This window comes from Streptomyces hebeiensis, assembly GCF_052983195.1.
Genome location: NZ_CM129812.1, coordinates 5,754,717 through 5,777,670 on the forward strand (window position 1 = coordinate 5,754,717; position 22,954 = coordinate 5,777,670).

General features: G+C 71.7%; 18 protein-coding genes. 15 read left to right on the top strand and 3 right to left on the bottom strand.

The features are described 5' to 3' along the window. Position 1: 1 nt before the first annotated feature. From gatA to ACU6P3_RS24765, 10 genes are all read left to right on the top strand, one after another. On the top strand, positions 2 to 1,513 hold the full coding sequence (gatA, locus tag ACU6P3_RS24720; RefSeq protein ID WP_447194169.1) for an Asp-tRNA(Asn)/Glu-tRNA(Gln) amidotransferase subunit GatA: 1,512 nt from the start codon (positions 2 to 4) through the stop codon (positions 1,511 to 1,513). Next, on the top strand, positions 1,510 to 1,749 hold the full coding sequence (locus ACU6P3_RS24725) for a hypothetical protein (RefSeq protein WP_344282766.1): 240 nt from the start codon (positions 1,510 to 1,512) through the stop codon (positions 1,747 to 1,749). The genes gatA and ACU6P3_RS24725 overlap by 4 nt, the downstream gene beginning before the upstream one ends. Before the next feature lie 112 nt (positions 1,750 to 1,861). Continuing rightward, complete coding sequence (locus tag ACU6P3_RS24730; protein WP_447194170.1) at positions 1,862 to 3,142, top strand: AAA family ATPase; 1,281 nt, start codon at positions 1,862 to 1,864, stop codon at positions 3,140 to 3,142. Continuing rightward, complete coding sequence (locus tag ACU6P3_RS24735) at positions 3,139 to 3,780, top strand: hypothetical protein (protein ID WP_447194171.1); 642 nt, start codon at positions 3,139 to 3,141, stop codon at positions 3,778 to 3,780. Before ACU6P3_RS24730 ends, ACU6P3_RS24735 begins: the two co-directional genes overlap by 4 nt. Further along, complete coding sequence (gatB, locus tag ACU6P3_RS24740; protein ID WP_447194172.1) at positions 3,777 to 5,282, top strand: Asp-tRNA(Asn)/Glu-tRNA(Gln) amidotransferase subunit GatB; 1,506 nt, start codon at positions 3,777 to 3,779, stop codon at positions 5,280 to 5,282. Before ACU6P3_RS24735 ends, gatB begins: the two co-directional genes overlap by 4 nt. Positions 5,283 to 5,328: 46 nt before the next feature. Beyond that, the gene (locus ACU6P3_RS24745; RefSeq protein ID WP_447194173.1) at positions 5,329 to 6,585 is read left to right on the top strand and encodes an SLC13 family permease; all 1,257 of its coding nucleotides are present in this window, start codon (positions 5,329 to 5,331) and stop codon (positions 6,583 to 6,585) included. A 21-nt stretch (positions 6,586 to 6,606) separates the two neighbouring features. Then, positions 6,607 to 7,272, top strand: a complete 666-nt coding sequence (locus tag ACU6P3_RS24750; RefSeq protein ID WP_447194174.1) for an adenine nucleotide alpha hydrolase family protein — start codon at positions 6,607 to 6,609, stop codon at positions 7,270 to 7,272. Positions 7,273 to 7,366: 94 nt separating this feature from the next. Beyond that, entirely contained in the window at positions 7,367 to 9,613 is a 2,247-nt protein-coding gene (locus tag ACU6P3_RS24755) for a phosphocholine-specific phospholipase C (protein ID WP_447194175.1), read from the top strand. Positions 9,614 to 9,688: 75 nt separating this feature from the next. Further along, a complete protein-coding gene (locus ACU6P3_RS24760) occupies positions 9,689 to 10,261 on the top strand; it encodes a GNAT family N-acetyltransferase (protein ID WP_447194176.1) in 573 nt (190 codons plus the stop codon). 120 nt (positions 10,262 to 10,381) lie between these two features. After that, complete coding sequence (locus ACU6P3_RS24765; RefSeq protein WP_447194177.1) at positions 10,382 to 11,041, top strand: hypothetical protein; 660 nt, start codon at positions 10,382 to 10,384, stop codon at positions 11,039 to 11,041. Between the two features lie 210 nt (positions 11,042 to 11,251). On the opposite strand, the gene ACU6P3_RS24770 is transcribed toward ACU6P3_RS24765, so the two are convergent. The 3 genes from ACU6P3_RS24770 to ACU6P3_RS24780 all read right to left on the bottom strand — a co-directional run bounded on the left by ACU6P3_RS24770 (position 11,252) and on the right by ACU6P3_RS24780 (position 14,047). Beyond that, entirely contained in the window at positions 11,252 to 11,563 is a 312-nt protein-coding gene (locus ACU6P3_RS24770) for a DUF6191 domain-containing protein (RefSeq protein ID WP_447198061.1), read from the bottom strand. 57 nt (positions 11,564 to 11,620) lie between these two features. Beyond that, positions 11,621 to 12,793, bottom strand: coding sequence for a PQQ-dependent sugar dehydrogenase (locus ACU6P3_RS24775; protein WP_447194178.1), 1,173 nt, complete (start codon positions 12,791 to 12,793; stop codon positions 11,621 to 11,623). Between the two features lie 249 nt (positions 12,794 to 13,042). Then, positions 13,043 to 14,047 (bottom strand): aldo/keto reductase, encoded by a 1,005-nt coding sequence (locus tag ACU6P3_RS24780; RefSeq protein WP_447194179.1) that lies wholly within the window; start codon positions 14,045 to 14,047, stop codon positions 13,043 to 13,045. Between the two features lie 73 nt (positions 14,048 to 14,120). Here ACU6P3_RS24780 and ACU6P3_RS24785 point away from each other — a divergent pair, with 73 nt between their 5' ends. The 5 genes from ACU6P3_RS24785 (at position 14,121) to ilvC (ending at position 22,810) form a co-directional block, all read left to right on the top strand. Beyond that, the gene (locus ACU6P3_RS24785) at positions 14,121 to 15,089 is read left to right on the top strand and encodes a 2-hydroxyacid dehydrogenase (protein WP_447194180.1); all 969 of its coding nucleotides are present in this window, start codon (positions 14,121 to 14,123) and stop codon (positions 15,087 to 15,089) included. A gap of 689 nt (positions 15,090 to 15,778) precedes the next feature. Next, positions 15,779 to 18,907 (top strand): putative bifunctional diguanylate cyclase/phosphodiesterase, encoded by a 3,129-nt coding sequence (locus tag ACU6P3_RS24790; protein WP_447198062.1) that lies wholly within the window; start codon positions 15,779 to 15,781, stop codon positions 18,905 to 18,907. A gap of 231 nt (positions 18,908 to 19,138) precedes the next feature. Then, positions 19,139 to 20,989 carry an acetolactate synthase large subunit gene (locus ACU6P3_RS24795; RefSeq protein ID WP_447194181.1) on the top strand — a complete coding sequence of 617 codons (1,851 nt, stop codon included), beginning with the start codon at positions 19,139 to 19,141 and terminating at the stop codon, positions 20,987 to 20,989. 56 nt (positions 20,990 to 21,045) lie between these two features. Beyond that, on the top strand, positions 21,046 to 21,570 hold the full coding sequence (gene ilvN / locus ACU6P3_RS24800; protein WP_030749612.1) for an acetolactate synthase small subunit: 525 nt from the start codon (positions 21,046 to 21,048) through the stop codon (positions 21,568 to 21,570). Positions 21,571 to 21,808: 238 nt separating this feature from the next. Further along, positions 21,809 to 22,810, top strand: coding sequence for a ketol-acid reductoisomerase (gene ilvC / locus ACU6P3_RS24805; RefSeq protein ID WP_030749615.1), 1,002 nt, complete (start codon positions 21,809 to 21,811; stop codon positions 22,808 to 22,810). Positions 22,811 to 22,954: the final 144 nt, after the last annotated feature.

Consider the following 22,954-nt stretch of genomic DNA (forward strand, 5'->3'; position numbering starts at 1 on the left):
CATGACGGACATCAACACCATCGAGAGCTGCGTCAGGCTCACCGCCGCCGAGATCGCCGAGAAGATCGCCTCGGGCGAGCTCACGGCCGTCCAGGTCACCGAGGCCCACCTCGCCCGGATCGAGGCCGTGGACGAGAAGGTCCACGCCTTCCTCCACGTCGACCGCGAGGGCGCGCTCGCGCAGGCCCGCGCCGTGGACGCCAAGCGCGCGGCGGGCGAGAAGCTCGGCCCGCTGGCCGGTGTGCCGCTCGCGCTCAAGGACATCTTCACCACCGAGGGCGTACCGACGACCGTCGGTTCCAAGATCCTCGAAGGCTGGCTGCCGCCCTATGACGCGACGCTCACCAAGAGGCTCAAGGACGCGGGCGTCGTCATCCTCGGCAAGACCAACATGGACGAGTTCGCCATGGGCTCCTCCACGGAGAACAGCGCGTACGGCCCCACCGGCAACCCCTGGGACCTGACCCGGATCCCCGGCGGCTCCGGCGGTGGCTCGTCCGCCTCCCTCGCCTCGTACCAGGCGCCCCTGGCCATCGGCACGGACACCGGCGGCTCCATCCGCCAGCCCGCCGCCGTCACCGGCACGGTCGGCGTCAAGCCGACGTACGGCGGGGTGTCCCGGTACGGCATGGTGGCCTTCTCCTCCTCCCTCGACCAGGGCGGCCCCTGCGCCCGTACGGTCCTGGACGCGGCCCTGCTGCACGAGGTGATCGCCGGACACGACCCGCTCGACTCGACGTCCATCGACGCCCCGGTCCCGCCGGTGGTCGAGGCCGCCCGCAACGGCTCGGTGGCCGGGATGCGCGTCGGCGTCGTGAGGCAGTTCCGCGGCGAGGGCTACCAGGCCGGCGTCGTCCAGCGCTTCGACGAGTCCGTGGAGCTCCTCAAGGAGCTCGGCGCCGAGGTGGTCGAGCTGGACTGCCCGTCCTTCGACCTGGCCCTCGCGGCGTACTACCTGATCGCGCCGTCCGAGTGCTCCTCGAACCTGGCCCGCTTCGACGCCATGCGCTACGGACTGCGCGTCGGCGACGACGGTTCGCACTCCGCCGAGGACGTCACGGCCCTGACCCGCGAGGCGGGATTCGGCGACGAGGTCAAGCGCCGCGTGATGCTCGGGACGTACGCGCTCAGCTCCGGCTACTACGACGCGTACTACGGCTCGGCGCAGAAGGTCCGCACGCTCATCAAGCGGGATTTCGAGAAGTCCTTCGAGCAGGTCGACGTGATCGTCTCCCCGACGACCCCGACCACCGCCTTCCCCATCGGCGAGCGCGCCGACGACCCGATGGCGATGTACCTCGCGGACCTGTGCACCATCCCGACCAACCTGGCCGGCAACGCCGCCATGTCGCTGCCCTGCGGCCTCGCGCCGGAGGACGGCCTGCCGGTCGGACTCCAGATCATCGCCCCGGCCATGAAGGACGACCGCCTGTACAAGGTCGGTGCCGCCGTCGAAGCGGCCTTCGTGGAAAGGTGGGGGCACCCGCTTTTGGAGGAGGCACCGTCACTGTGAGCGCTATGGAGAAGGCGAAGGGCTTCAAGAAGTCCAAGGCCGGCACGTACCTGTCGATCGGCACCACCGCGTTCGGCGCGTTCGGAGTCGCCAAGCAACTCAAGACCGCCCGCAAGGAGAACGACACCCTGCGGCTGGTGGACGCCGCGGTCTCCGCCGTCGCCGTCGTCACGTCGCTGGCACTGCTCGTACGCGAGCTGAAGCGGCTGGGCGACGACGACGTGCTGCTGGGCTGAGCGGAGCCCGCCGGGAGACCGCCCTCGTCGGCGGTCTCCCGGCGGCCCCGGCGACCGGGCGCGTCAGCGCGTCCGCGCATCACCGCACCGCGTCACGGAAGGAGGTGACACAGTGATCACCCGCATCGAGATCGACGGCTTCAAGTCGTTCGTGGGCTTCGCCATGGACGTACGGCCCTGCACCGTCCTCATGGGGGTCAACGGGGCGGGCAAGTCGAACCTCCTGGACGCTCTGGACTTCGTCCGGCGCACGGTCACCATGGGCCTCCAGGGTGCCCTCAGTGGTGCCAACCCCCGGCTCGCCGCGCGCGATCTGTTCCACCACGCAGACGGGCACGGTGACGCCTGCACGGCATCCGAGCTGACGATCAAGATCGGTATGCTCGTGCCCTCGACACACGGACCACTACCGCTGGTCGTACGACTGGGGATCGGGCGCGATGGCACGCCGCCGGACCCGGTGCGGGTCGCTTGGCGCGGTGGACGGGTATGGGTGAGCAGCCTCGTACATACGGAGTGGATGGACCGGCTGGGGCTCCCGGTGCAGTTGCGTGCGGCTGTCGCTGCCGCCCGGAAGGCGTTCCTGGACCGTAACGGAACCGACTGGGCGCAGCTTCGCGGCAGTGATGCGGCACCGGGCGGACCCAGGTCGGAGGGCGCCCGGGAACTCCTCGGGGTTCTGGCGAGCGAGACCGCGACCTGGGAGCGGATCGCCCTTGACCCCGCCGCCATGCGCAGGCCGTTCGGCGGCAGTGACGAATTGACGCTCTTGGCCGATGGCAGCAACCTGTCAGCCGTGCTCCAGCGGCTCGGTTCCGGGGAACTGCGCGACATGGAGGCCGATCTGGCCGCCCTCATCCCCGAGGCGTCAGCGATCAGACCGGTCTTCGACCACCGCCGTGGCGAGTACGACTTCGATGTACGGTTTCGGCACACCGGCTGGACGTCCCCGCCCATGCTGTCCGACGGCACGATGCGCGTACTTGCCCTGCTGGCTGCCTGGTACGACGACCGACGGGCAGGCCTGCTGGCGGTGGAAGAAATCGAGAACGGACTGCATCCGACCCGGATCGCCGAACTGGTGAGGCGGCTACGCAGAGACGTCGATGACTTTCCGGACCTTGTCGACCGGGCTCGTCAGGTGCCGGGTTTCCGCCAGTTGATCGCGACCACGCACTCTCCCGTCCTGCTCTCCGCCCTGTACGACGATCCGACGGGCAGTCTGGTCTTCCTGGAACAGGCGTCCCGCGTGGATCCGGCGAGAGCCGGGATCTCCACGGTCACCCGGGCCCGCCCCGTCCGTGAGCCCCGGGCCGACGAAGAGCCGGGCGAGACGGTCACGGCCGAGCAGGTGAAGCGACTGCTGGAGTCCATGGGGCAGGTGATCGCGTGAGCCGCGTACGACTGCTCAGGGCCGGGCTCCTGGTCGAAGGCCCCAGCGACCTGCTCTTCCTGGAGCGACTGATCATCCGCCAGTTGGAGGAGACGTTGCGTGCCCGGGCGCTGAAGACCACCGAGGTGCTCGCCCCGTGCGAGACCGGCACCGCCTACAGCACGGCGGAGCCGAAGTCCCTGCTGGCGGCGGCCACGGAGCTGGCGGCCCGCTGCGACGTCCTGTTCGTCCACCGGGACCACAAGGAAGTCCCCGACGCACTCGTCCTGCTGGACGCGCTGGCCGGTCTGCCGAAGCAGGCGGCCGTGCCCGTGGTCCTCGGGCCGAAGGCGATGACGGAGTCCTGGGTACTGGCGGACCGGGACGCCCTGGTGCGGGTGCAGCCCGCGGCCGACCTGACGGAGCATCCGCATCTCCAGCCGGCCGACTGCGAACAGGGAAACCCCACTCCCGGCCACCCGACCCACCCCAAGCGCGTACTGGCGAACGTGCTCAAGAAGGCCCGGCGGTCCGACCCCGGCGACTACTTCACCCGCCTCGCCGACGAAGTGGATCTCTCCGTACTCGGAAAGCTGTCGTCCTACCAGCGTTGGCTGGCCGACACCGATGAAGCATTGAAGAGGAAGAAGTACCTGTGACCGTCATTGACCTGGTGTCGTACGAGGACGCGCTGGCCACCTACGACCCCGTCATGGGCCTGGAGGTCCATGTCGAGCTCGGCACCAAGACCAAGATGTTCTGCGGCTGCTCGACCGAGCTGGGCGCCGCGCCCAACTCGCAGACGTGCCCGACCTGCCTGGGCCTGCCCGGCTCGCTGCCGGTGGTCAACGCGACGGGTGTCGAGTCCGCCGTCAAGATCGGCCTCGCGCTCAACTGCGAGATCGCCGACTGGTGCCGCTTCGCCCGGAAGAACTACTTCTATCCGGACATGCCGAAGAACTTCCAGACCTCGCAGTACGACGAGCCGATCGCCTACAACGGCTACCTGGACGTACAGCTGGCGGACGGCGAGATCTTCCGGGTCGAGATCGAGCGCGCGCACATGGAGGAGGACACCGGCAAGTCGACCCACGTCGGCGGGGCCACGGGGCGCATCCACGGCGCGTCCCACTCACTGCTGGACTACAACCGCGCCGGTATCCCGCTGATCGAGATCGTCACCAAGCCCATCGTGGGCGCGGGCGGGCGCGCTCCCGAGGTCGCGAAGGCGTACGTCGCCGAGCTGCGCGAGCTGATCAAGGCGCTCCAGGTCTCCGAGGCCCGCATGGAGATGGGCCAGATGCGGTGTGACGTCAACCTCTCGCTGCGCCCGCACGGCCGGGAGGAGTTCGGCACCCGCTCCGAGACGAAGAACGTCAACTCGCTGCGCAGTGTCGAGCGCGCCGTGCGTTTCGAGGTCCAGCGCCACGCCGCGGTGCTGAACTCGGGCGGCACGATCGTGCAGGAGACCCGGCACTTCCACGAGGAGGACGGGTCCACCACCTCCGGGCGGGTCAAGGAGGAGGCCGAGGACTACCGGTACTTCCCCGAGCCCGACCTCGTGCCCGTCGCTCCTTCCCGGCAGTGGGTCGAGGAGCTGCGGGCCGCGCTGCCCGAGCTGCCCCGCGTCCGCCGCAACCGGCTGCGCGAGGAGTGGGGGCTGTCCGAGCACGACATGCAGTCCATCCTGAACGCGGGCGCGATCGGCGCGATCGTCGCCACGATCGACGCGGGCGCCCCGGCCGACCAGGCCCGTAAGTGGTGGATGGGCGAGCTGGCCCGGCACGCCAACGAGTCGGCGACCCCGCTGGAGGAGCTGCCGATCACTCCCGAGCAGGTCGCCCGGGTAGCCGAGCTCGTCGCGGCCGGCGACCTCAACGACAAGCTGGCCCGGCAGGTCATCGAGGGCGTCCTGGCCGGCGAGGGCGGGCCCGACGCGGTCGTGGAGCAGCGCGGGCTCAAGGTGGTCTCCGACGAGGGCGCGCTCGGCGCGGCCGTGGACGAGGCGATCGCCTCGAACGCCGCCATCGCGGACAAGATCCGCGGCGGCAAGGTCGCGGCCGCGGGCGCGCTGGTCGGCGCCGTCATGAAGGCCACGCGCGGGCAGGCGGACGCGGCGCGGGTACGGGAGCTGATCCTGGAGAAGCTCGGCGTCGGGTGAACCGTTCCACGCGTACGGGTGAGGCCGCGGTGAGCGCTGTCGTCCGGTGAGTACCGCCGTGGCCGAGGCCGTCTCCGTCGTCCTGCTGCTGGGCGTCCTCGTGTTCGCCGTCGTACGCCCGCGGCGGCTGCCCGAGGCCGTCGCGGCCGTGCCCGCCGCTGCGCTGGTCGTCGGCCTCGGCGCGGTCTCGCCCGCCGAGGCATGGCGGCAGACGCACAGCCTGCTGCCGGTGGTCGGCTTCCTCGCGGCGGTTCTCGTCCTGGCCCAGCTCTGCGACGAGGACGGGCTGTTCACCGCGGCGGGCGACCTGGTGGCGCGGGCCTGCGGGGGCAGTCCGCGCCGGCTGCTCGGCGGGGTGTTCGCCGTCGCGGCCGTGATCACCGCCGTTCTCAGCCTGGACGCGACGGTCGTCCTGCTCACGCCCGTGGTGTTCGCGACCGCCGCCCGGGTGGGCGCGCGCCCCCGGCCGCACGTCTACGCCACCACCCACCTGGCGAACTCCGCGTCCCTGCTGCTGCCGGTCTCCAACCTCACCAACCTGCTGGCGTTCACCGCCAGCGGGCTCTCCTTCACCCGCTTCGCCGCGCTGATGGCGCTGCCGTGGGTGGCGGCGATCGCGGTCGAGTACGCGGTCTTCCGCCGGTGGTTCGCCGCCGATCTGGCCGCCGGGGCCCACGTTCCGGGGACGGACGAGCGGCGCCCGATGCCCGTGTTCACGGTGGTGGTGCTGGGGCTGACCCTGGCCGGGTTCGTGGTCACCTCGTTCGCCGGGGTGGAACCGCTGTGGGCGGCGCTCGGCGGCGCGGCGGTCCTCGCCGTACGGGCCCTGTTCCGGCGGCGCACGACGGTCGGCGGGCTGGTGCGCGCCGCGTCCCCGCTGTTCTGCCTGTTCGTCCTGGCGCTCGGTGTGGTGGTCAAGGCGGTCGTCGACAACGGTCTGGGCGCCGGCATCGGCAGCCTGCTGCCGGACGGCTCCTCGTTGCCCGCGCTGCTGGCGGTCGCCGTCGTGGCGGCCGTACTGGCCAACCTGATCAACAACCTGCCCGCGATCCTCGCCCTGCTGCCGGTGGTGGCGCCCGCCGGCCCCGGCCCGGTGCTCGCCGCGCTGATCGGCGTGAACCTGGGGCCGAACCTGACGTACGTGGGCTCGCTCGCCACCCTGCTGTGGCGACGCATCCTGCACGAACACGACACCGAGCCGGGACTCGGCCACTTCACCCGGCTCGGCCTGCTGACCGTGCCTGCCACACTGGTCGCCTCTACCGTGGCGCTGTGGGGTACGTTGCGGCTGATCGGCGGCTGATCGGCAGCTGATGATCGGAGGGTGAGTCCGGTGCCCGGACCGACACCTGACCCGCCGTCCGGACCGACACCCGGCCCGGCCGCGAAGGTCGTCGTGTGGATCACCGAATCGGCCTGGCCGGCCTGCGTCGACGCGGCGCGCGTCTGGGCCCCGCACGACGACATCGTGCTGCTGCACGTCAGCGACGACGAGGTGGCCGCCGCCGCGCACCACGCCTACGCGGGGCTCCTCGGGCGCGGCCACCGGCCGGAGCGCGATCCGGGCGCCCGGCTCGAAGCGCTGTCCGGCACGGCCGCCGCCGATCTGCTGGAGGCCGCCGCGCACCGGCTGGGCCGCCCCTGCGAACTGCTGGACCACTACGGCCGCGTGGAGCGCCGGGTCGTCCGGGCGGCGGCCGGCGCGAAGCTGCTGATCTGCGCGCGGGACGGCGACCGTACCCGGCCCGGTCCGCACAGTCTGGGCCGGGCGACGCGCTTCGTGGTCGACCACGCGCGATGCCCGGTGCTGCTGGTCTGGCCGCAAGGACCGGAGTGGGCGGACGCCACGGAGATCCCCGAGCCGGCCGATCTCCCCGAGCCGGCCGATCTCTCTGAGCCGCATGGGCCGCATGAGCCGTTCGAGCCGCTTGAGGGCGAGGGGTCTGAACCGCCCGCCCCACCTCGGCCCCACCCTCCGGGAGCCGTCTGACCCGCGGCGCGGGCTCCGGCGGCTCCGGGGACGTTCACCTCTTGGACGGCCCGGGGCCTTTCCCGTGCCACCCACCCTCGCTACCGTCCCCGCCATGTCACCGGAAGTTTCGCGCAGAAGAATGCTCGCCCTCGGCGCGGGCACCCTCGGTACGGCCGCCGCCGGATCGTTCCTGCCGCCGTCGTTGCGGACCGCGCTGGCCGCCGAGCCGGCCGCCGGTGGGATGCGGGCGATCAAGCACGTGGTCGTCCTGATGCAGGAGAACCGTTCCTTCGACCACTACTTCGGCACATTGCGCGGAGTCCGGGGCTTCGGAGACCGCAACGCCGTCGAACTTCCCTCCGGGACCTCCGTCTTCGAACAGCCGTGTGACGAGGCGACGCGCACCGGCGGGACGGACGGGACGGACGGCGCGGACGGCACCGTCCTGCCCTTCTCCGTACGGGACGCCGCCACGACGCAGAAGAAGGACGCGCAGTACATCGGAGCGCTCGACCACTCCTGGGACGGCGGGGCCCGGGCCTGGCACGACGGCTGGATGGACCGCTGGATACCCGCCAAGTCCGCCGCCACGATGGCGTACTACGACCGGCGGGACATCCCGCTGCACTACGAGCTGGCGGACACGTTCACGGTCTGCGACGCGTACCACTCCTCGGTCCACACCTCGACCAGCCCGAACCGGAACCACCTGTGGAGCGGCTGGACCGGTTTCGAGGCCGACGGTCGGCGGGCCGTCGGCAACGACGCGTACGACGAGGCCACCCACCCCGGCTACGCCTGGCCGACCTACGCCGAGCGGCTCCAGGACGCGGGCCGCAGCTGGCGCACGTACACCGAGTGGGAGAACTTCACCGACAACAACATCGAGTTCTTCACGGTCTTCAAGGACATCGCGCGCAAGGCGCTCGCGAAGGCGCGCGCCCTGCCCGGCGTGCCCGGCGCCGACGGCTTCACCTACATGGAGCGCTTCTACGCCGCCGTACGGGACACCCGGGACGCCGCCCTGCGCGCACGGCTGCTCGGCGCCCTGGAGGAGGGCGTCGCCGCGCTGCCGGCCCGCGAGCGCTCGCTGTTCGAGCGCGGGCTGCGGCGGGTCGAGACGGGCACGCTGGCCGAGCGGTTCCGGGCCGACGTCGCCGCCGGAACGCTGCCCGAAGTCTCGTACCTGGTGCCCTCCGCTGCCGACTCCGAGCACCCCAGCGCCTCGTCGCCGGTCGCCAGCGCCACCCTCGTCTACCAGGTGCTGGACGCGCTCGGTGCCCATCCGGACGTCTGGCGGCACACCGTCCTGCTGATCAACTACGACGAGAACGACGGCTTCTTCGACCACGTACCGCCGCCGGTGCCGCCCGTCGACGGCCCCGGCGCCGACGAGGAGCGCTGGCAGGGGCGGCCCACGGGCCTCGGCATCCGGGTCCCGCTGCTGGTCGTCTCGCCCTGGAGCGTCGGCGGCCACGTCTGTTCGCAGGTCTTCGACCACACGTCGGTCGTCCGCTTCCTGGAGAAGTGGACCGGAGTGGCCGAGCCCAACATCACCCCATGGCGGCGGGCCGTGGTCGGCGATCTGACGTCCGCCTTCGACTTCGAGCGGACCACCCGGCAGCCCGAGGTGACGCGGCCGGCCGCCGTACCGCCGTTCACCGGCCGCTGGCAGCCCGCACCGCCCGCCGAGCAGCGGATGCCTGTCCAGGAGAAGGGCACCCGTCCGGCCAGGCCGCTGCCGTACCAGACCGACGCGTACGGGCACGTGGCCGCGGACGGGCGGAACTTCCAGGTCACGCTGCGCAATACGGGGCGGGCGAGCGCGCACTTCGCGCTCTATCCGTACGCCGGGGAGTTCGAGATACCGCAGCACCGCGATGTAAAGGGCAGCGCGCAATGGAGCGTGCCCCTTACCGGCGTCACCGGTGACGGCTACCGCTTCACGATCACCGGACCGAACGGCTTCCGCCGGGAGTTCGCCGGACCCGTCTCCGGACTCGGCGCCGAGGTCTCCTCGAGGGTCGACCACCACGATCGCGATCTGCACCTCACCCTGCGCAACGGCGGGGACCGGCCCGTCACCTTCACCGTACGGCCGCTGGGCTACGTGGACGAGGCCGACCTGGACGGCTGGAGCCGGCGGATCACGGTGAAGCCGGGCCGCGGCCGGACCGTCGTGCACTCCGCCGCCGACGCGCACGGCTGGTACGACATCGAGGTCACCGCGGAGGCCGGCACCGAGCCCGGTGACCGGCCCGGCTACCGGCCCGACGGGGGGACGCGGGAGCCCGGAACCCGCTTCCGCCGTCGGCTCATGGGGCACATCGAGAACGGGCGGGTGAGCGTCTCCGGCTGACCGGGCGGGGCCATGACGTGCGAAAAGACGTGCGAAAATCCGTCCGAAACGCACATCTGTACGGAAGGGCCGCGCATGTTCGCGACATCGCTGGGGGACGGGGCCGAACTGCGCCCTCTGGAGCCGTGGCGGAGCGAGGAGTTCCTCGCTCACCTGGACCGGGCTCGGGAGTTCGTCGACGAATTCATCCAGCTGGCCCGGGCCGCCACCGATCTGCCGTCCGCGCGGACGCTGCTCACGTCGTACGCGGAGAAGCAGGCCGCGGACACCGGGCGGATCTACGGGATCTGGGTGGACGGGACGCTCGTCGGCGGAGTCCTCTTCCGCGTCTTCGACACGGCGACGGAGACCTGCGAGGTGGGCTGCTGGCTGGAGCCGGCGGCGACGGGGCGCGGGCTGGTCACGCGCGCCGCGCGGACGCTGATCGACTGGGCGGTGGAGGAGCGTGGGATGCACCGGGTGGAGTGGCGGGTCGCCGCCACGAACGCCGCGAGCGTCCGGGTCGCGCGGCGGCTCGGCATGACGCGGGACGGCGTCCTGCGGGAGTCCTTTCCGTACCGGGGCGTCCGGCACGACATCGAGGTCTGGTCGGTGCTGGCATCCGAGTGGCGCCGGGACCGGGGCCCGGGACCCGGCCCCCGTCACTGACCGGGCCCGGAGGCCGGGACCCAGGGGCGTAGAGCCCTTGTCCCACCGGGTCCGTACCGCTGTACGAGAGTGACCGAGGCTCTCAGGGAGTTCTCATCCGGGGCCCCTAGCGTGCGCCGCATGACACCCACTCCCAAGACCCGGACCACCGAGCCGGAGACGACCGAGGCCACGGCGGACACCACGAAGGCCGGCACCGAGGCGACCGCGCCCGGGACCGGGTCCGCAGAGGCGAAGGAGACCACGAGCGAGGAATCGGAGGACACGGCGGCCGCGCGTCCCGCGGTGAAGGACGCGACCACCGGCGACCCGGCGGCGGGGGACTCGGCCACCGCCGACGACGCGGCCACGGAACACCCGGACCAGGACGACGAGGACGACGACGTGTCCGCCGGGCACCGCCCGTCCGGCGTCGCCGCCGCCGCGGCGGCCGTCATCTCGGCCGCCCTCGGTATCGTCGCCCTCACGGGCACCTGGACCAGCCGGGTCATCGGCGAGCGGACCACTCTCGTGGGCCAGCTCACGACCGGTCAGACGGCCGGCCCGGAAGAGCAGATCTCCGCCCTGTACGGGGACGCCTGGCACGCCACGGCGGCCGTGAACGGCGTCGTGGCGCTGATCGCGCTCCTCGTCGGCGTGGTGGTGGTGACCCTGCCGCGGCGTACGGACTGGGCCCGCCCGGTCGCCGTCGCCGGGGCGGTCCTCGGCCTGCTGGGCCTGCTGGTCTCCTTCGGCATGTACTTCGACCTGCTGGTCCCCCTGCCGACCCCGGCGACCTGAGCCCCACCGACCGGCCCGCATGAGCGTGCGTCCCTGATGTTCCCGGCCCTCCGGCCCGGGAACTCAGGGGCGCACTTACGTCGGTCCCCTGCTTCCCCAGGACCTCTAAGGCCCCGAGGACGGCGAAGATGCGGCACTCTCCCGATGCGGCGGCACCTTCCGAGAACGGAAGGTGAAGGCGTCAGAACAGGCTGAACGCCGCACGCGCGGTCAGTCCTCGCGTGGCCGCCCGACGTCGTCCCCGGGCTCCGCGGCCTCGCCGCACCCACCGGGCTCCCCGGCCCGCCCGCCGGAGTTCTGGGTGGGTTCTGCGGACTCTGCGGACTCTGCGGACTCCGCGAACTTGGCGGGCTCCGCGGGCTCCGTCGGCTCCTCCGGCACCCGTATCGTCACCTTCCCCGACGCGAGGTCTATCGGCCCCCGCCCCGGGTCGTTGTCGCTGACGTCGTACCGGCTCAGCTCCAGCCTCTTGCGTTCGTCATGGGTGTGTTTGCGGCCCGGTGAGAAAAGCTCCTCGAACATGTTGAACACAGACAGCCCACCTCTTCGTGCGCGTCGCCGCGGCCCCTGCGCGCGGCGCTACGAGATCTCCAGCTGAAGGATCCTGTCGTCCCCCGGCTTCGGCGTGCCCCGGCCGTCCGTGTTGCTGGTCACGAGCCACACCTTGGCGCCGCCGGCCGGCAGCACCGTCCGCAGGCGGCCGTACTTCTCCGTGAAGAACGCCTGCGGCTCCGCGGCGGATTCCCGGCCCGCCAGCGGAATCCGCCAGAGCCGTTCACCGCGCAGCGCCGCCATCCACAGGGAACCCTCCGCGAAGGCGAGGCCACTCGGCGAGGCGTCCTTCGGCCGCCACTCCTCCACCGGATTCACGAACCCCGGCTTGTCACTCCTGCCCTCCGCCTCCGGCCAGCCGTAGTTCCCGCCCGGCTCGATCAGATTCAGCTCGTCCCACTTGTCCTGACCGAACTCCGACGCCCACAGCTGTTTGCGGGAGTCCCAGGCGAGTCCCTGCACATCACGGTGCCCCAGGGAATAGACCACCGAATCCGCCCACGGGTTGCCGTGCACGGGCTGTCCGTCCGGGGTCATCCGAAGGATCTTGCCGCCCAGCGACTTCTCGTCCTGGGCGAGTTCCTTGTTCCCGGCCTCGCCCGTGCCCGCGTACAGCATCCCGTCCGGCCCGAAGGCGATGCGCCCGCCGTTGTGGATCGTGCCCTTCGGGATGCCGCGCAGCACCGTGTCCGGGGCGCCCAGCCGCTGCCCGGCCGGCTTCTTCTCGTCGTAGATCATGCGCGCGATGCGGTTGTCCGACTCGGTGGTGAAGTACGCGTACACCAGGTGGTCCGAGCCGTAGGAGGGGGACAGCGCGATCCCCAGCAGCCCGCCCTCGCCCGCCGCCGCCACCCCGGGCACCGAGCCGACGACGGTCTTCTTCCCGGTCCTGGGGTCCACCCGGGTGATCGTGCCCTCGTCGCGGGAGGAGACCAGCAGGCCGCCGTCCGGCAGTTCGGCCAGCCCCCAGGGCGAGTTCAGCCCCTCCGCGGCCGTGGACAGCACCGTGGCCGATCCCTTGGCGGGCGGCGCGGACGGGCTCGGAGAGGGCGCGGCGGCCGAGGAGCCGGGGGAGGAGGCGGCGGGGGAGGAGGCGGCGCGCGCGCCGCCCGGCAGGTCCGCGCCGTCGTCGGACGAGCAACCCGTGACCACGAGAAGCGCGGCGGCGGCCAGTACAGCGGTCACGTTCGAGCGTTGCACGGTCTTCGATCCCTTCGACGGCGGCATTCCTGATCGATTCCCCGGCGGGGTCTCCTCATCGTTCCCCGCTTCCCCCGCTGATTTCTCCCGGCCTCGCCACTTCCCTCACGCTGATTTCCCCCGTTCCCCGGCTTCCCGGTTCCCCTCAGGGTCTTCCCCGCGCCGTCTTCTCCCCTCTTCCCCCACACCCTCCCCGATTCCCCCGCCGGATCCGGAAGCGAGGGGACCGGTAACGGTCACCCGGAGTGGTCAGTACCAGGAGTCCCGGGCCGGTGGGAGGGAGGCTATTTCGGCCAGATCTCGCGCCGTCAGCCGCAGTTCCGCGGCGCGCGCGTTCTCCACCGCCCACTGTTCGCGTTTGGTCCCCGGCAGCGGCACCACATGGCGCCCGCGGCTCAGCGCCCAGGCCAGCGCCACCTGCGCCGGGGTCGCGCGGTGCCGGTCCGCTATCCGGCGCAACCCGGCCACCAGCGGCTGGTTCGCCGCCATGATCTCCGCCGTGAACCGCGGATGCCGTGCCCGTACGTCATCGGGCTCGAAGCCCTGCCCGGGGGTCAGCGTGCCGGTCAGGAAGCCGCTGCCCAGCGGCATCGCCGCCAGGAACCCGATCCCGCGCGCCTCGCACCAGGGCAGCAGCCGCCCCGTCGCCTCCGGTGACCAGACCGACAGCTCCGCCTCCACCGCGCTCACCGGGAAGACCTGCTGCACGCGCTCCAACTGCCGGATCGTCGCGTCGTGCGGATCGGCGCCGGGCTTGCGCCGGAGGGTTCGCGTCCCGCGTGCGCCCAGCGCGCACAGTCCCAGCGCCCGGACCTTCCCCGCCCGTACCAGCTCCGCCATCGCGCCCCACGTCTCCTCGACGGGTATCTCCGGGTCCGCGCGGTGCAACTGGTAGAGGTCGATCACGTCGGTCTGGAGCCGGCGCAGCGAGGCGTCGCAGGCCCGGCGCACATAGCCGGGTCTGCCGTTGGCGACGACATGCTGGTCACCGACCAGCAGTCCGCACTTGGTGGCGACGAAGGCGTCCTTCCGCCGCCGCCCGAGGGCCCGGCCGAGCAGCAGCTCATTGGTGAAGGGGCCGTACATGTCGGCCGTGTCGAGCAGGGTCACCCCGGCGTCGAGTGCGGCGTGCACCGTCCGGAGCGAGCGGTCGCCGCGCTGCTCGGAGCTGGTGTAGGCCCAGTGCATCGGCATGCAGCCGAGCCCGATCGCACCCACGTCGAGTGCCGCCGCACCGATGGTCCTCCGCTCCAACTGCCGTACCCCTCCTCGTGCCGTCCACAAGCTAACCCCATGGGCCCCGAACGCTTCGCATAGCCTCGTGACCATGACTTCAGACATCTGGCTGCCGTACCGCGCCGACGAGATCGAGGGGCTCCCCGAGGGGCTCGACTACCGGTACTGGGACGGACAGGACGACTTCCCCGCGGACCCGGCCGACTGCGCCTTCTACGTCGTCCCGTACCTGAAGGGGCCGAAGATCTCGGTCCGTCCGCTCGCCGGGATGACCTCCGTACGCGTCGTCCAGACCCTCTCCGCCGGGACCGACCACGTCGCGCCCGCGCTCGGCGGGCTGCCCGGCGGGGTGCGGCTGTGCAACGCCAAGGGGGTCCACGAGGCCAGCACGGCCGAGCTGGCCCTCACCCTGGTCCTGGCCTCCCTGCGCGGCATACCCGGCTTCGTCCGGGGCCAGGAGCGGGAGGAGTGGCGCTCCGGCTTCTATCCGGCGCTCGCCGACAAGTCCGTCCTGATCGTCGGCCACGGCTCGATCGGCGCCGCCATCGAGGACCGGCTCGCGCCCTTCGAGTGCGCGCGGGTGGCACGCGTCGCGCGCTCCGCCCGTACCACCGAGCGCGGGCCGGTGCACGCGCTCGCCGATCTCCCCGAACTGCTTCCCGAGGCCGATGTCGTCATCCTCTCCACCCCGCTCACCCCGGAGACGAAGGGCCTGGCGGGAGCCGATTTCCTGGCCCGGATGAAGGACGGGGCGCTGCTGGTGAACGTCGCGCGCGGCGCCGTCGTGGACACCAAGGCCCTGCTCGCCGAGGTGGAAAGCGGAAGGATCACGGCCGCCCTGGATGTCACCGACCCGGAACCGCTGCCGGCGGGGCATCCGCTCTGGCATGCTCCGGGTGTCCTCATCAGCCCTCATGTCGGCGGATCGACATCGGCCTTCCTGCCGCGCGCCAAGCGGCTGCTGGCCCGTCAGCTCACCCGGTTCGCCGCCGGGGACGAGCTGGACAATGTCGTACTCACGACCGAAGGGGGTACCCGCCCGGCAGGAGCGGGGGACTAGTGCCGCGACCGGCAGGGTTTGCCCGTCGAGGAGCGGCGTCCGGTGCGTGTGATCGCAAGGCGGCCGGAAGTCCATGTAGCGGAGCTACCTGGGCTTGTGGCGAACGCGGCGAGCGCGCGTGCCGGGCGTCGCGACGGGGCAAACGTTGCCGGGAGGGGCACTAGACGCGGAGCAGCACGGACCCGTACGGAGCGGGATACGTACGAAGCAGACGCCGAACGGGGCGCGCGGCGGGCGCCCGGAGCCGGTCGTACGCCGTAGCTGGGCCGGTCGTACGCCGTGGCCGGGAGCCGGTGGCGCCACCAGGGCGCCCTCGCGGCTGGGAAAGCGCCTGCGGAAGGCGCCTTCGGAAGGTGCCGGCGGTGATCCGCGGAAGGGCGGCCCACGGCCCACCGGTGGACACGCTCCGCAGTCGTCCGGATACGCGCGCGGCGTCGCCGTCAGCAGTCACGGAGAGTAGAAGAACTATGTCCCTGAGTGACGAGTCTGGTGTATCGTCCCGATCTGGGGGCTGCGCCACGTGTGGGGCGGCGCGGCGGAAAGATCAGAATCCGAGGGGGGCGACGGGCGATGCACGGCCAATGGACGAACGATCCGACGCGGCAGGTACGCCGACGTCGGCCTCCGGACACCCCGGCGCGCAGGCGGGGCCCGGCGGCGGTGACAGGGACCGGCAGCGGAGCGGTCCGGTGAGCGCGGACGGCCTGCTGGCGGGCAGGCGTCCGTTCGCCGGCGGGAGTACGGGCCTGCCGGCCCAGCTCCTCCTCGCCCTGATCTGCGGAGGCTACGCGGCGGGCGCGGCGCTCGGCTGGGGGTCGACCGAACTGGCCCTGTTCATGGGCGACTTCGGGCTCAGTCTCGCCGCCGCGATCGCCGCCGTCTCCTGCTACTTCTACGGACGGGGCCACGGCCGCCCCTGCCGGCCCGCCTGGCTGCTGTTCTCGTTCTCCTCGGCCATGGCCTCGGCCGGGAACGCGGTGTGGGGGTGGTACGAGGTCGTGCTCGGCCGCCCCGTGCCCACCTTCTCCCTCGCCGACCTCTTCTTCCTCTGCTTCGCCCCGCCCGCCATCGTGGGCCTGCTGGTCCTCGCCAAGCGCCCGGTCAGCCGGGCCGGCTGGGTCTGTCTCGCGCTGGACTCCTGGCTGATCGGCGGTTCGCTGCTGACGCTCTCCTGGAGCCTGGCCCTCACGCGCACCACCCGGTTCGAGGGGGAGAGCGTCACACAGTCCGCGCTCTCGCTCGCCTACCCACTGCTGGACATCGTGCTGGTCAGCATGGTGCTGGCGCTGCACTTCCGGCGCGGTACGGGCAGCCGTTCGGCGGTGAACACGGCGATCGCCGCGCTCGCCCTGACCGTGCTGTGCGACGCCCTGTTCACCTCGCCGCTGCTGCGCGACAGCTACCGCTCGGGACAGCTGCTGGACGCGGGCTGGTTCGCGGGCTCGCTGCTCCTCGCGTACGCGCCCTGGGGCGTGCGCCGTCTCCCCGAGAGCGTTCCCGCCGTGCGCCAGAACCGTCCCCCGGGCCGACCGCTCGTCAGCTCGCTCGCGGCGATCACGCCGTACCTCGCCGCCGCCGTGTGCACGCTCGGGATCCTCTACAACGTCATCGAGGGCCGCCGGGTCGACCGCGTGGTCGTCCTCACCGGCTGTACGGTCGTGCTCGCCCTGGTCGTCCGGCAGGGCATCATGCTCGTCGACAACATCGCGCTCACCCATGAACTGGCCCAGAAGGAGAACCACTTCCGGTCCCTGGTCCAGGGCTCCAGCGATGTCATCATGATCGCCGCGCCCTCCGGCATACTCCGCTACGTCAGCCCCGCCGCCTCCGGCGTCTACGGGCGGGAGGCCGAGGACCTCGTCGGCGCCGAACTGGCCTCGATCATCCACCCCGACGACCTCGGCAGGGTCGTCCACGAGGTGCGGCGCTTCCTCGCCGCGCCCCCTTCCGAGGAGCCCACCACCCGCATCGAGTGCCGGTTCAGGTCCGGCACGGGCGACTGGCTGAACGTGGAGTCCACGGTCAACCGCCACCAGGGCGGCCTGATCTTCAACAGCCGGGACGTCACCGAACGGGTCAGGCTCCAGGCGCAGCTCCAGCACAACGCCGAGCACGACCCGCTGACCGACCTGCCCAACCGCGCCCTGTTCACCGAGCGGGTCCGCCAGGCGCTCTCCGGGCGCCGTACGACCGACCCGGGCACCGCGGTGCTCTTCATCGACCTCGACGGCTTCAAGGCCGTCAACGACCGCCTCGGCCACCAGGTCGGGGACGAACTGCTGATCCTGGCCGCCCAGCGGCTCCAGGAGTCGGTCCGCGCCGGGGACACCGCCGCCCGGCTCGGCGGTGACGAGTTCGCGGCGATCGTCCTCGGCGACGGAGGCACGGACCGCGGGGCCCGCGAGCGCCAGGTCCACGAGATCGCCGACCGGCTGCGGCTCAGGCTCTCCCAGCCGTACCGCATCGACGGCCACGACGTCCGGGTGGCCGCCTCCATCGGCGTCGCCTTCGCCGAGCCCGGCACCAGCCCCGCCACCCTGATGCGCAACGCCGACCTCGCCATGTACCGCGCCAAGGCGGGCGGCAAGAACCGGGTCGAGATGTACGCGCCCCAGATGCAGATGCAGGCCGACGCCGTCCGGCGGACCGAACGGGCGGCCCGGCCGCGCACGGCACCGTGCGACGGCGAGTTCGCGCTGCTCCACCAGCCGGTGGTCCAGCTGTCCACCGGCCGGATCACCGCTGTCTCCGCCCAGGCCCGCCGCCGCTCCGCGCCGGGCCTGCTGCTCACCCAGGCGGAGCTCCTGCGCGGCTCCGGCCGCGGGGCCGACGAGGGTGAGCGCGCCGCCGGACTCGGCCGCCGGCTGCTGGAGGAAGCCGTCGCCCAGGCCGCCGAGCGGTCCAGGAGCGGCCATCACGTGCCCGTGACCGTGCGGCTCCCGGCCCGTGGGCTGCTCGCCGCCTCCCCGCCCGTCGGCTCCCTCGGCCCCGTCGGCCCCGTAGAAGGGGTGCTGGCCCGCCATGGCCTGCCGCCGGGGGCCCTGACGATCGAGCTGGCCGACAGCGACGCACGCGGCTCCCTGGACGAGCTGGAGCACCGCCTCGTCGCGCTGCGCCGGCTCGGCGTACGGATCGCGCTCGACGGCTTCGGCAGCGGCCACGCGTCGATCAACGCGCTGCGCCGGCTCCCCGTGGACGTGGTGAAGCTCGACCGCTGCCTGGTGGAGGGCGTCGTGGAGTCCGCCAGGCTGCACAAGATCACCGCCGGACTGCTGCGGATCGCCGGCGACCTCGGCATGCAGTCCGTCGCCGAGGGGGTGGACCTTCCCGAACAGGTCCTGGCCCTGCGCGCCATGGGCTGCACGCACGGCCAGGGAATGGCGTTCGCCGGGCCGCTCGACGAGTACCGGCTGCGCCGTGCCCTGGTGCGCGGCTCGTATCCACTGCCCACGTCGACAACGCCGGGCCGGGCGGGGACGCCGCCGGCGCTGCCGGCGGGCGCGCGCTCCGGCGCATCAGCGGGCGTCCACACGGGCCTCCACGGCGTCCACGGGGGGCTGGCCGGAAGTCTGCACGGCGGCGCCCACAGCGGCGCCCACGCCTCCGTGCACGGCGGCGCGCACGGAGCCCCGGGAACGGGCCACGGCGGGGGCCGTGGCGGAGTTCCCGGGGAACGGGCCGTGCCCGTCCTCACGGCGAGCGCGACCGGCTCCCCCCGGGGCGGCGGCGGGGCCCTGCCCGGGCGCCCCGCCCGGAGCGGCGTCGCCGACCTGTCCTACGTACCCGCCGACTTCCCGCCCGCCGACCCGCTCACATAGTGAGACCCCCGTCCCACCCACTTGACATGCGGGGTGCGCCGGGAGGATGGTCAGTTCCATGCGCACCGAAATTCTCGTACTTGGACAGCGCGTCGGCTGAAGCAGAGCCCATGCCCGCTCTGTGGACCGTACCGACGCGCTCCCCTCGCTTGCCACTTGGCACGAGGGGTTTTTTGTTGCACCAGCACCGCCCAAACCCTCGCAAAACTCAGCTTCGAGAAGAGAATGCCGATGACCGAGCAGGCCACCGGGGCCCACCATCCGCAGCCGCGGCCCCGCACCGGCGGATCGTCCACCGCGCCCGTCGAGCACGTCACGGGTGCGCAGTCCCTCATCCGTTCGCTCGAGGAAGTGGGGGCCGACACGGTATTCGGCATCCCAGGGGGCGCCATCCTCCCCGCCTACGACCCGATGATGGACTCCACCCGGGTGCGCCACGTCCTCGTCCGGCACGAGCAGGGCGCGGGCCACGCGGCCACCGGTTACGCCCAGGCCACCGGCAAGGTCGGGGTCTGCATGGCCACCTCGGGCCCCGGCGCCACCAACCTGGTCACCCCGATCGCCGACGCGAACATGGACTCCGTGCCCCTGGTCGCGATCACCGGCCAGGTGGCGAGCGCGGCGATCGGCACGGACGCCTTCCAGGAGGCGGACATCTGCGGCATCACCATGCCGATCACGAAGCACAACTTCCTGGTCACCGACGCCAAGGACATCCCGCGGACCATCGCGGAGGCCTTCCACATCGCCTCCACCGGCCGCCCGGGGCCTGTCCTGGTCGACATCCCCAAGGACGTCCTCCAGGCCCGTACGACCTTCTCCTGGCCGCCCGTCCAGGACCTGCCCGGCTACCGGCCGGTGACCAAGCCGCATGCCAAGCAGATCCGTGAGGCCGCCAAGCTGATCACCCAGTCCCGGCGGCCGGTGCTCTACGTCGGCGGCGGCGTCCTCAAGGCCGGGGCCACCGCGGAGCTGAAGGTGCTCGCGGAGCTGACCGGGGCGCCGGTCACCACCACGCTGATGGCGCTGGGCGCGTTCCCCGACAGCCATCCGCTGCACGTGGGCATGCCCGGCATGCACGGCTCGGTCACGGCCGTCACCGCGCTCCAGAAGGCCGACCTGATCGTCGCCCTGGGCGCCCGGTTCGACGACCGTGTCACCGGCAAGCTGGACAGTTTCGCGCCGTACGCGAAGATCGTCCACGCCGACATCGACCCGGCGGAGATCGGCAAGAACCGTGCCGCCGACGTGCCGATCGTCGGCGACGCCCGCGAGGTGCTCGCCGACCTCGTCCAGGCCGTGCAGGCCGAGCACACCGACGGCCACGTGGGCGACTACACCGCCTGGTGGAAGGACCTCAACCGGTGGCGCGAGACCTACCCGCTCGGCTACGACCAGCCGGCGGACGGCAGCCTCGCCCCGCAGCACGTCATCCAGCGCATCGGTGAGCTGGCACCGGAGGGCACCGTCTTCGCGGCGGGCGTCGGCCAGCACCAGATGTGGGCGGCGCACTTCATCACCTACGACAAGCCCGCCACCTGGCTGAACTCGGGCGGCGCCGGGACCATGGGGTACGCCGTCCCCGCCGCCATGGGGGCCAAGGCCGGGCAGCCGGACCGTACCGTCTGGGCGATCGACGGCGACGGCTGCTTCCAGATGACCAACCAGGAACTGACCACCTGCGCGCTCAACAACATCCCGATCAAGGTCGCGGTCATCAACAACGGCGCGCTCGGGATGGTCCGCCAGTGGCAGACCCTGTTCTACAACCAGCGCTACTCCAACACGGTGCTGCACGCCGGCCAGGAGCAGGCCGGCGCGGCGGGCAACGGCACCCGCGTCCCCGACTTCGTCAAGCTCGCCGAGGCCATGGGCTGTGTCGCCATGCGCTGCGAGTCCCCGGACGAACTGGACGCGGTGATCGCCAAGGCCAACGCCATCAACGACCGCCCCGTCGTGGTCGACTTCATCGTGCACGAGGACGCCCAGGTGTGGCCGATGGTCGCCGCCGGCACCTCCAACGACACGGTGATGGCCGCACGGGGCGTCCGCCCCGACTTCGGCGACAGCGAAGACGACTGAGCCGGCCGACGAAGGACCCAGGAAGCACAGAGAGAAGAGACCGAGGCACCCGACCCATGTCCAAGCACACGCTCTCCGTCCTGGTGGAGAACACGCCCGGCATCCTCGCCAGGATCGCCGCGCTGTTCTCCCGGCGCGGCTTCAACATCGACTCACTCGCCGTCGGTGTCACCGAACACCCCGACATCTCCCGCATCACCATTGTGGTCAATGTCGAGGAACTGCCTCTGGAGCAGGTGACGAAGCAGCTCAACAAGCTGGTGAACGTCCTGAAGATCGTCGAACTCGAGCCCGGCGCTGCGATCCAGCGCGAGCTCGTCCTGGTGAAGGTCCGGGCCGACAACGAGACCCGCTCCCAGATCGTCGAGATCGTCCAGCTGTTCCGCGCCAAGACCGTGGACGTCTCGCCCGAGGCGGTCACGATCGAGGCCACCGGTTCGAGCGACAAGCTCGAGGCGATGCTCCGGATGCTGGAGCCGTTCGGCATCAAGGAGCTCGTGCAGTCCGGGACGATCGCCATAGGGCGCGGCGCGCGGTCCATCACGGACCGCAGCCTGCGGGCGCTCGACCGCAGCGCGTGAGCGAAGCGGTCCGCGCGGCCCCCGGGCCGTCCCGTGGCCCCGTGGCATTTCCCACGGCCCCGTGACCACGGGAAAGCCCGCCCGACTCGAGCGAGCTCATCGGCTGAATCGAATGTGACAACCGTCCGGCTCGGATACCGAGACCGGCACACCACCTTCGCCCGCCCCGCCGTACGGTGGGACGCGAGCTGCGACATTTCGAAGCGCACCTTCGAAGTACATCAAGGAGAAAAATCCAGTGGCCGAGCTGTTCTACGACGCCGACGCCGACCTGTCCATCATCCAGAACCGCAAGGTCGCGGTCCTCGGCTACGGCAGCCAGGGCCACGCCCACGCGCTGTCGCTGCGTGACTCGGGTGTCGACGTCCGGGTCGGTCTGCACGAGGGCTCGAAGTCCAAGGCCAAGGCCGAGGAGCAGGGCCTGCGGGTGGTGACGCCGGCGGAGGCCGCCGCCGAGGCCGACGTCATCATGATCCTGGTGCCGGACCCGATCCAGGCCAAGGTCTACGAGGAGTCCGTCAAGGACAACCTCAAGGACGGCGACGCGCTGTTCTTCGGGCACGGCCTCAACATCCGCTACGGGTTCATCAAGCCGCCGGCCAACGTCGACGTCGCGATGGTCGCCCCCAAGGGCCCGGGCCACCTGGTCCGCCGCCAGTACGAGGAGGGCCGCGGCGTGCCGTGCATCGCGGCAGTCGAGCAGAACCCCTCGGGCAAGGCGTTCGAGCTGGCCCTGTCCTACGCGAAGGGCATCGGCGGCACCCGCGCCGGCGTCATCAAGACGACCTTCACCGAGGAGACCGAGACCGACCTGTTCGGTGAGCAGGCCGTGCTCTGCGGCGGTACCGCCGCGCTGGTCAAGGCGGGCTTCGAGACCCTGACCGAGGCCGGCTACCAGCCGGAGATCGCCTACTTCGAGTGCCTGCACGAGCTGAAGCTGATCGTGGACCTCATGTACGAGGGCGGCCTGGAGAAGATGCGCTGGTCGATCTCCGAGACCGCCGAGTGGGGCGACTACGTCAGCGGCCCGCGGGTGATCACCGACCAGACCAAGGTCGAGATGAAGAAGATCCTGGCCGAGATCCAGGACGGCACGTTCGCCAAGAACTGGATGGACGAGTACCACGGCGGTCTGAAGAAGTACAACGAGTACAAGAAGGCCGACAGCGAGCACCTGCTGGAGACCACGGGCCGTGAGCTGCGCAAGCTCATGAGCTGGGTCGACAACGAGGACGCGTAACGCCCGTGCGCGGCCGGTCCCGCCCCCGCCCCCGTACCCCGGGAGGCCCGGGCCGGGACCGGCCGCGCGGTGCGCCCGCACCCGTCCGTACGACGACGCGTGAGCGCCTCTCCACGTGCGGGTACGCGCACGCACGGACGACGC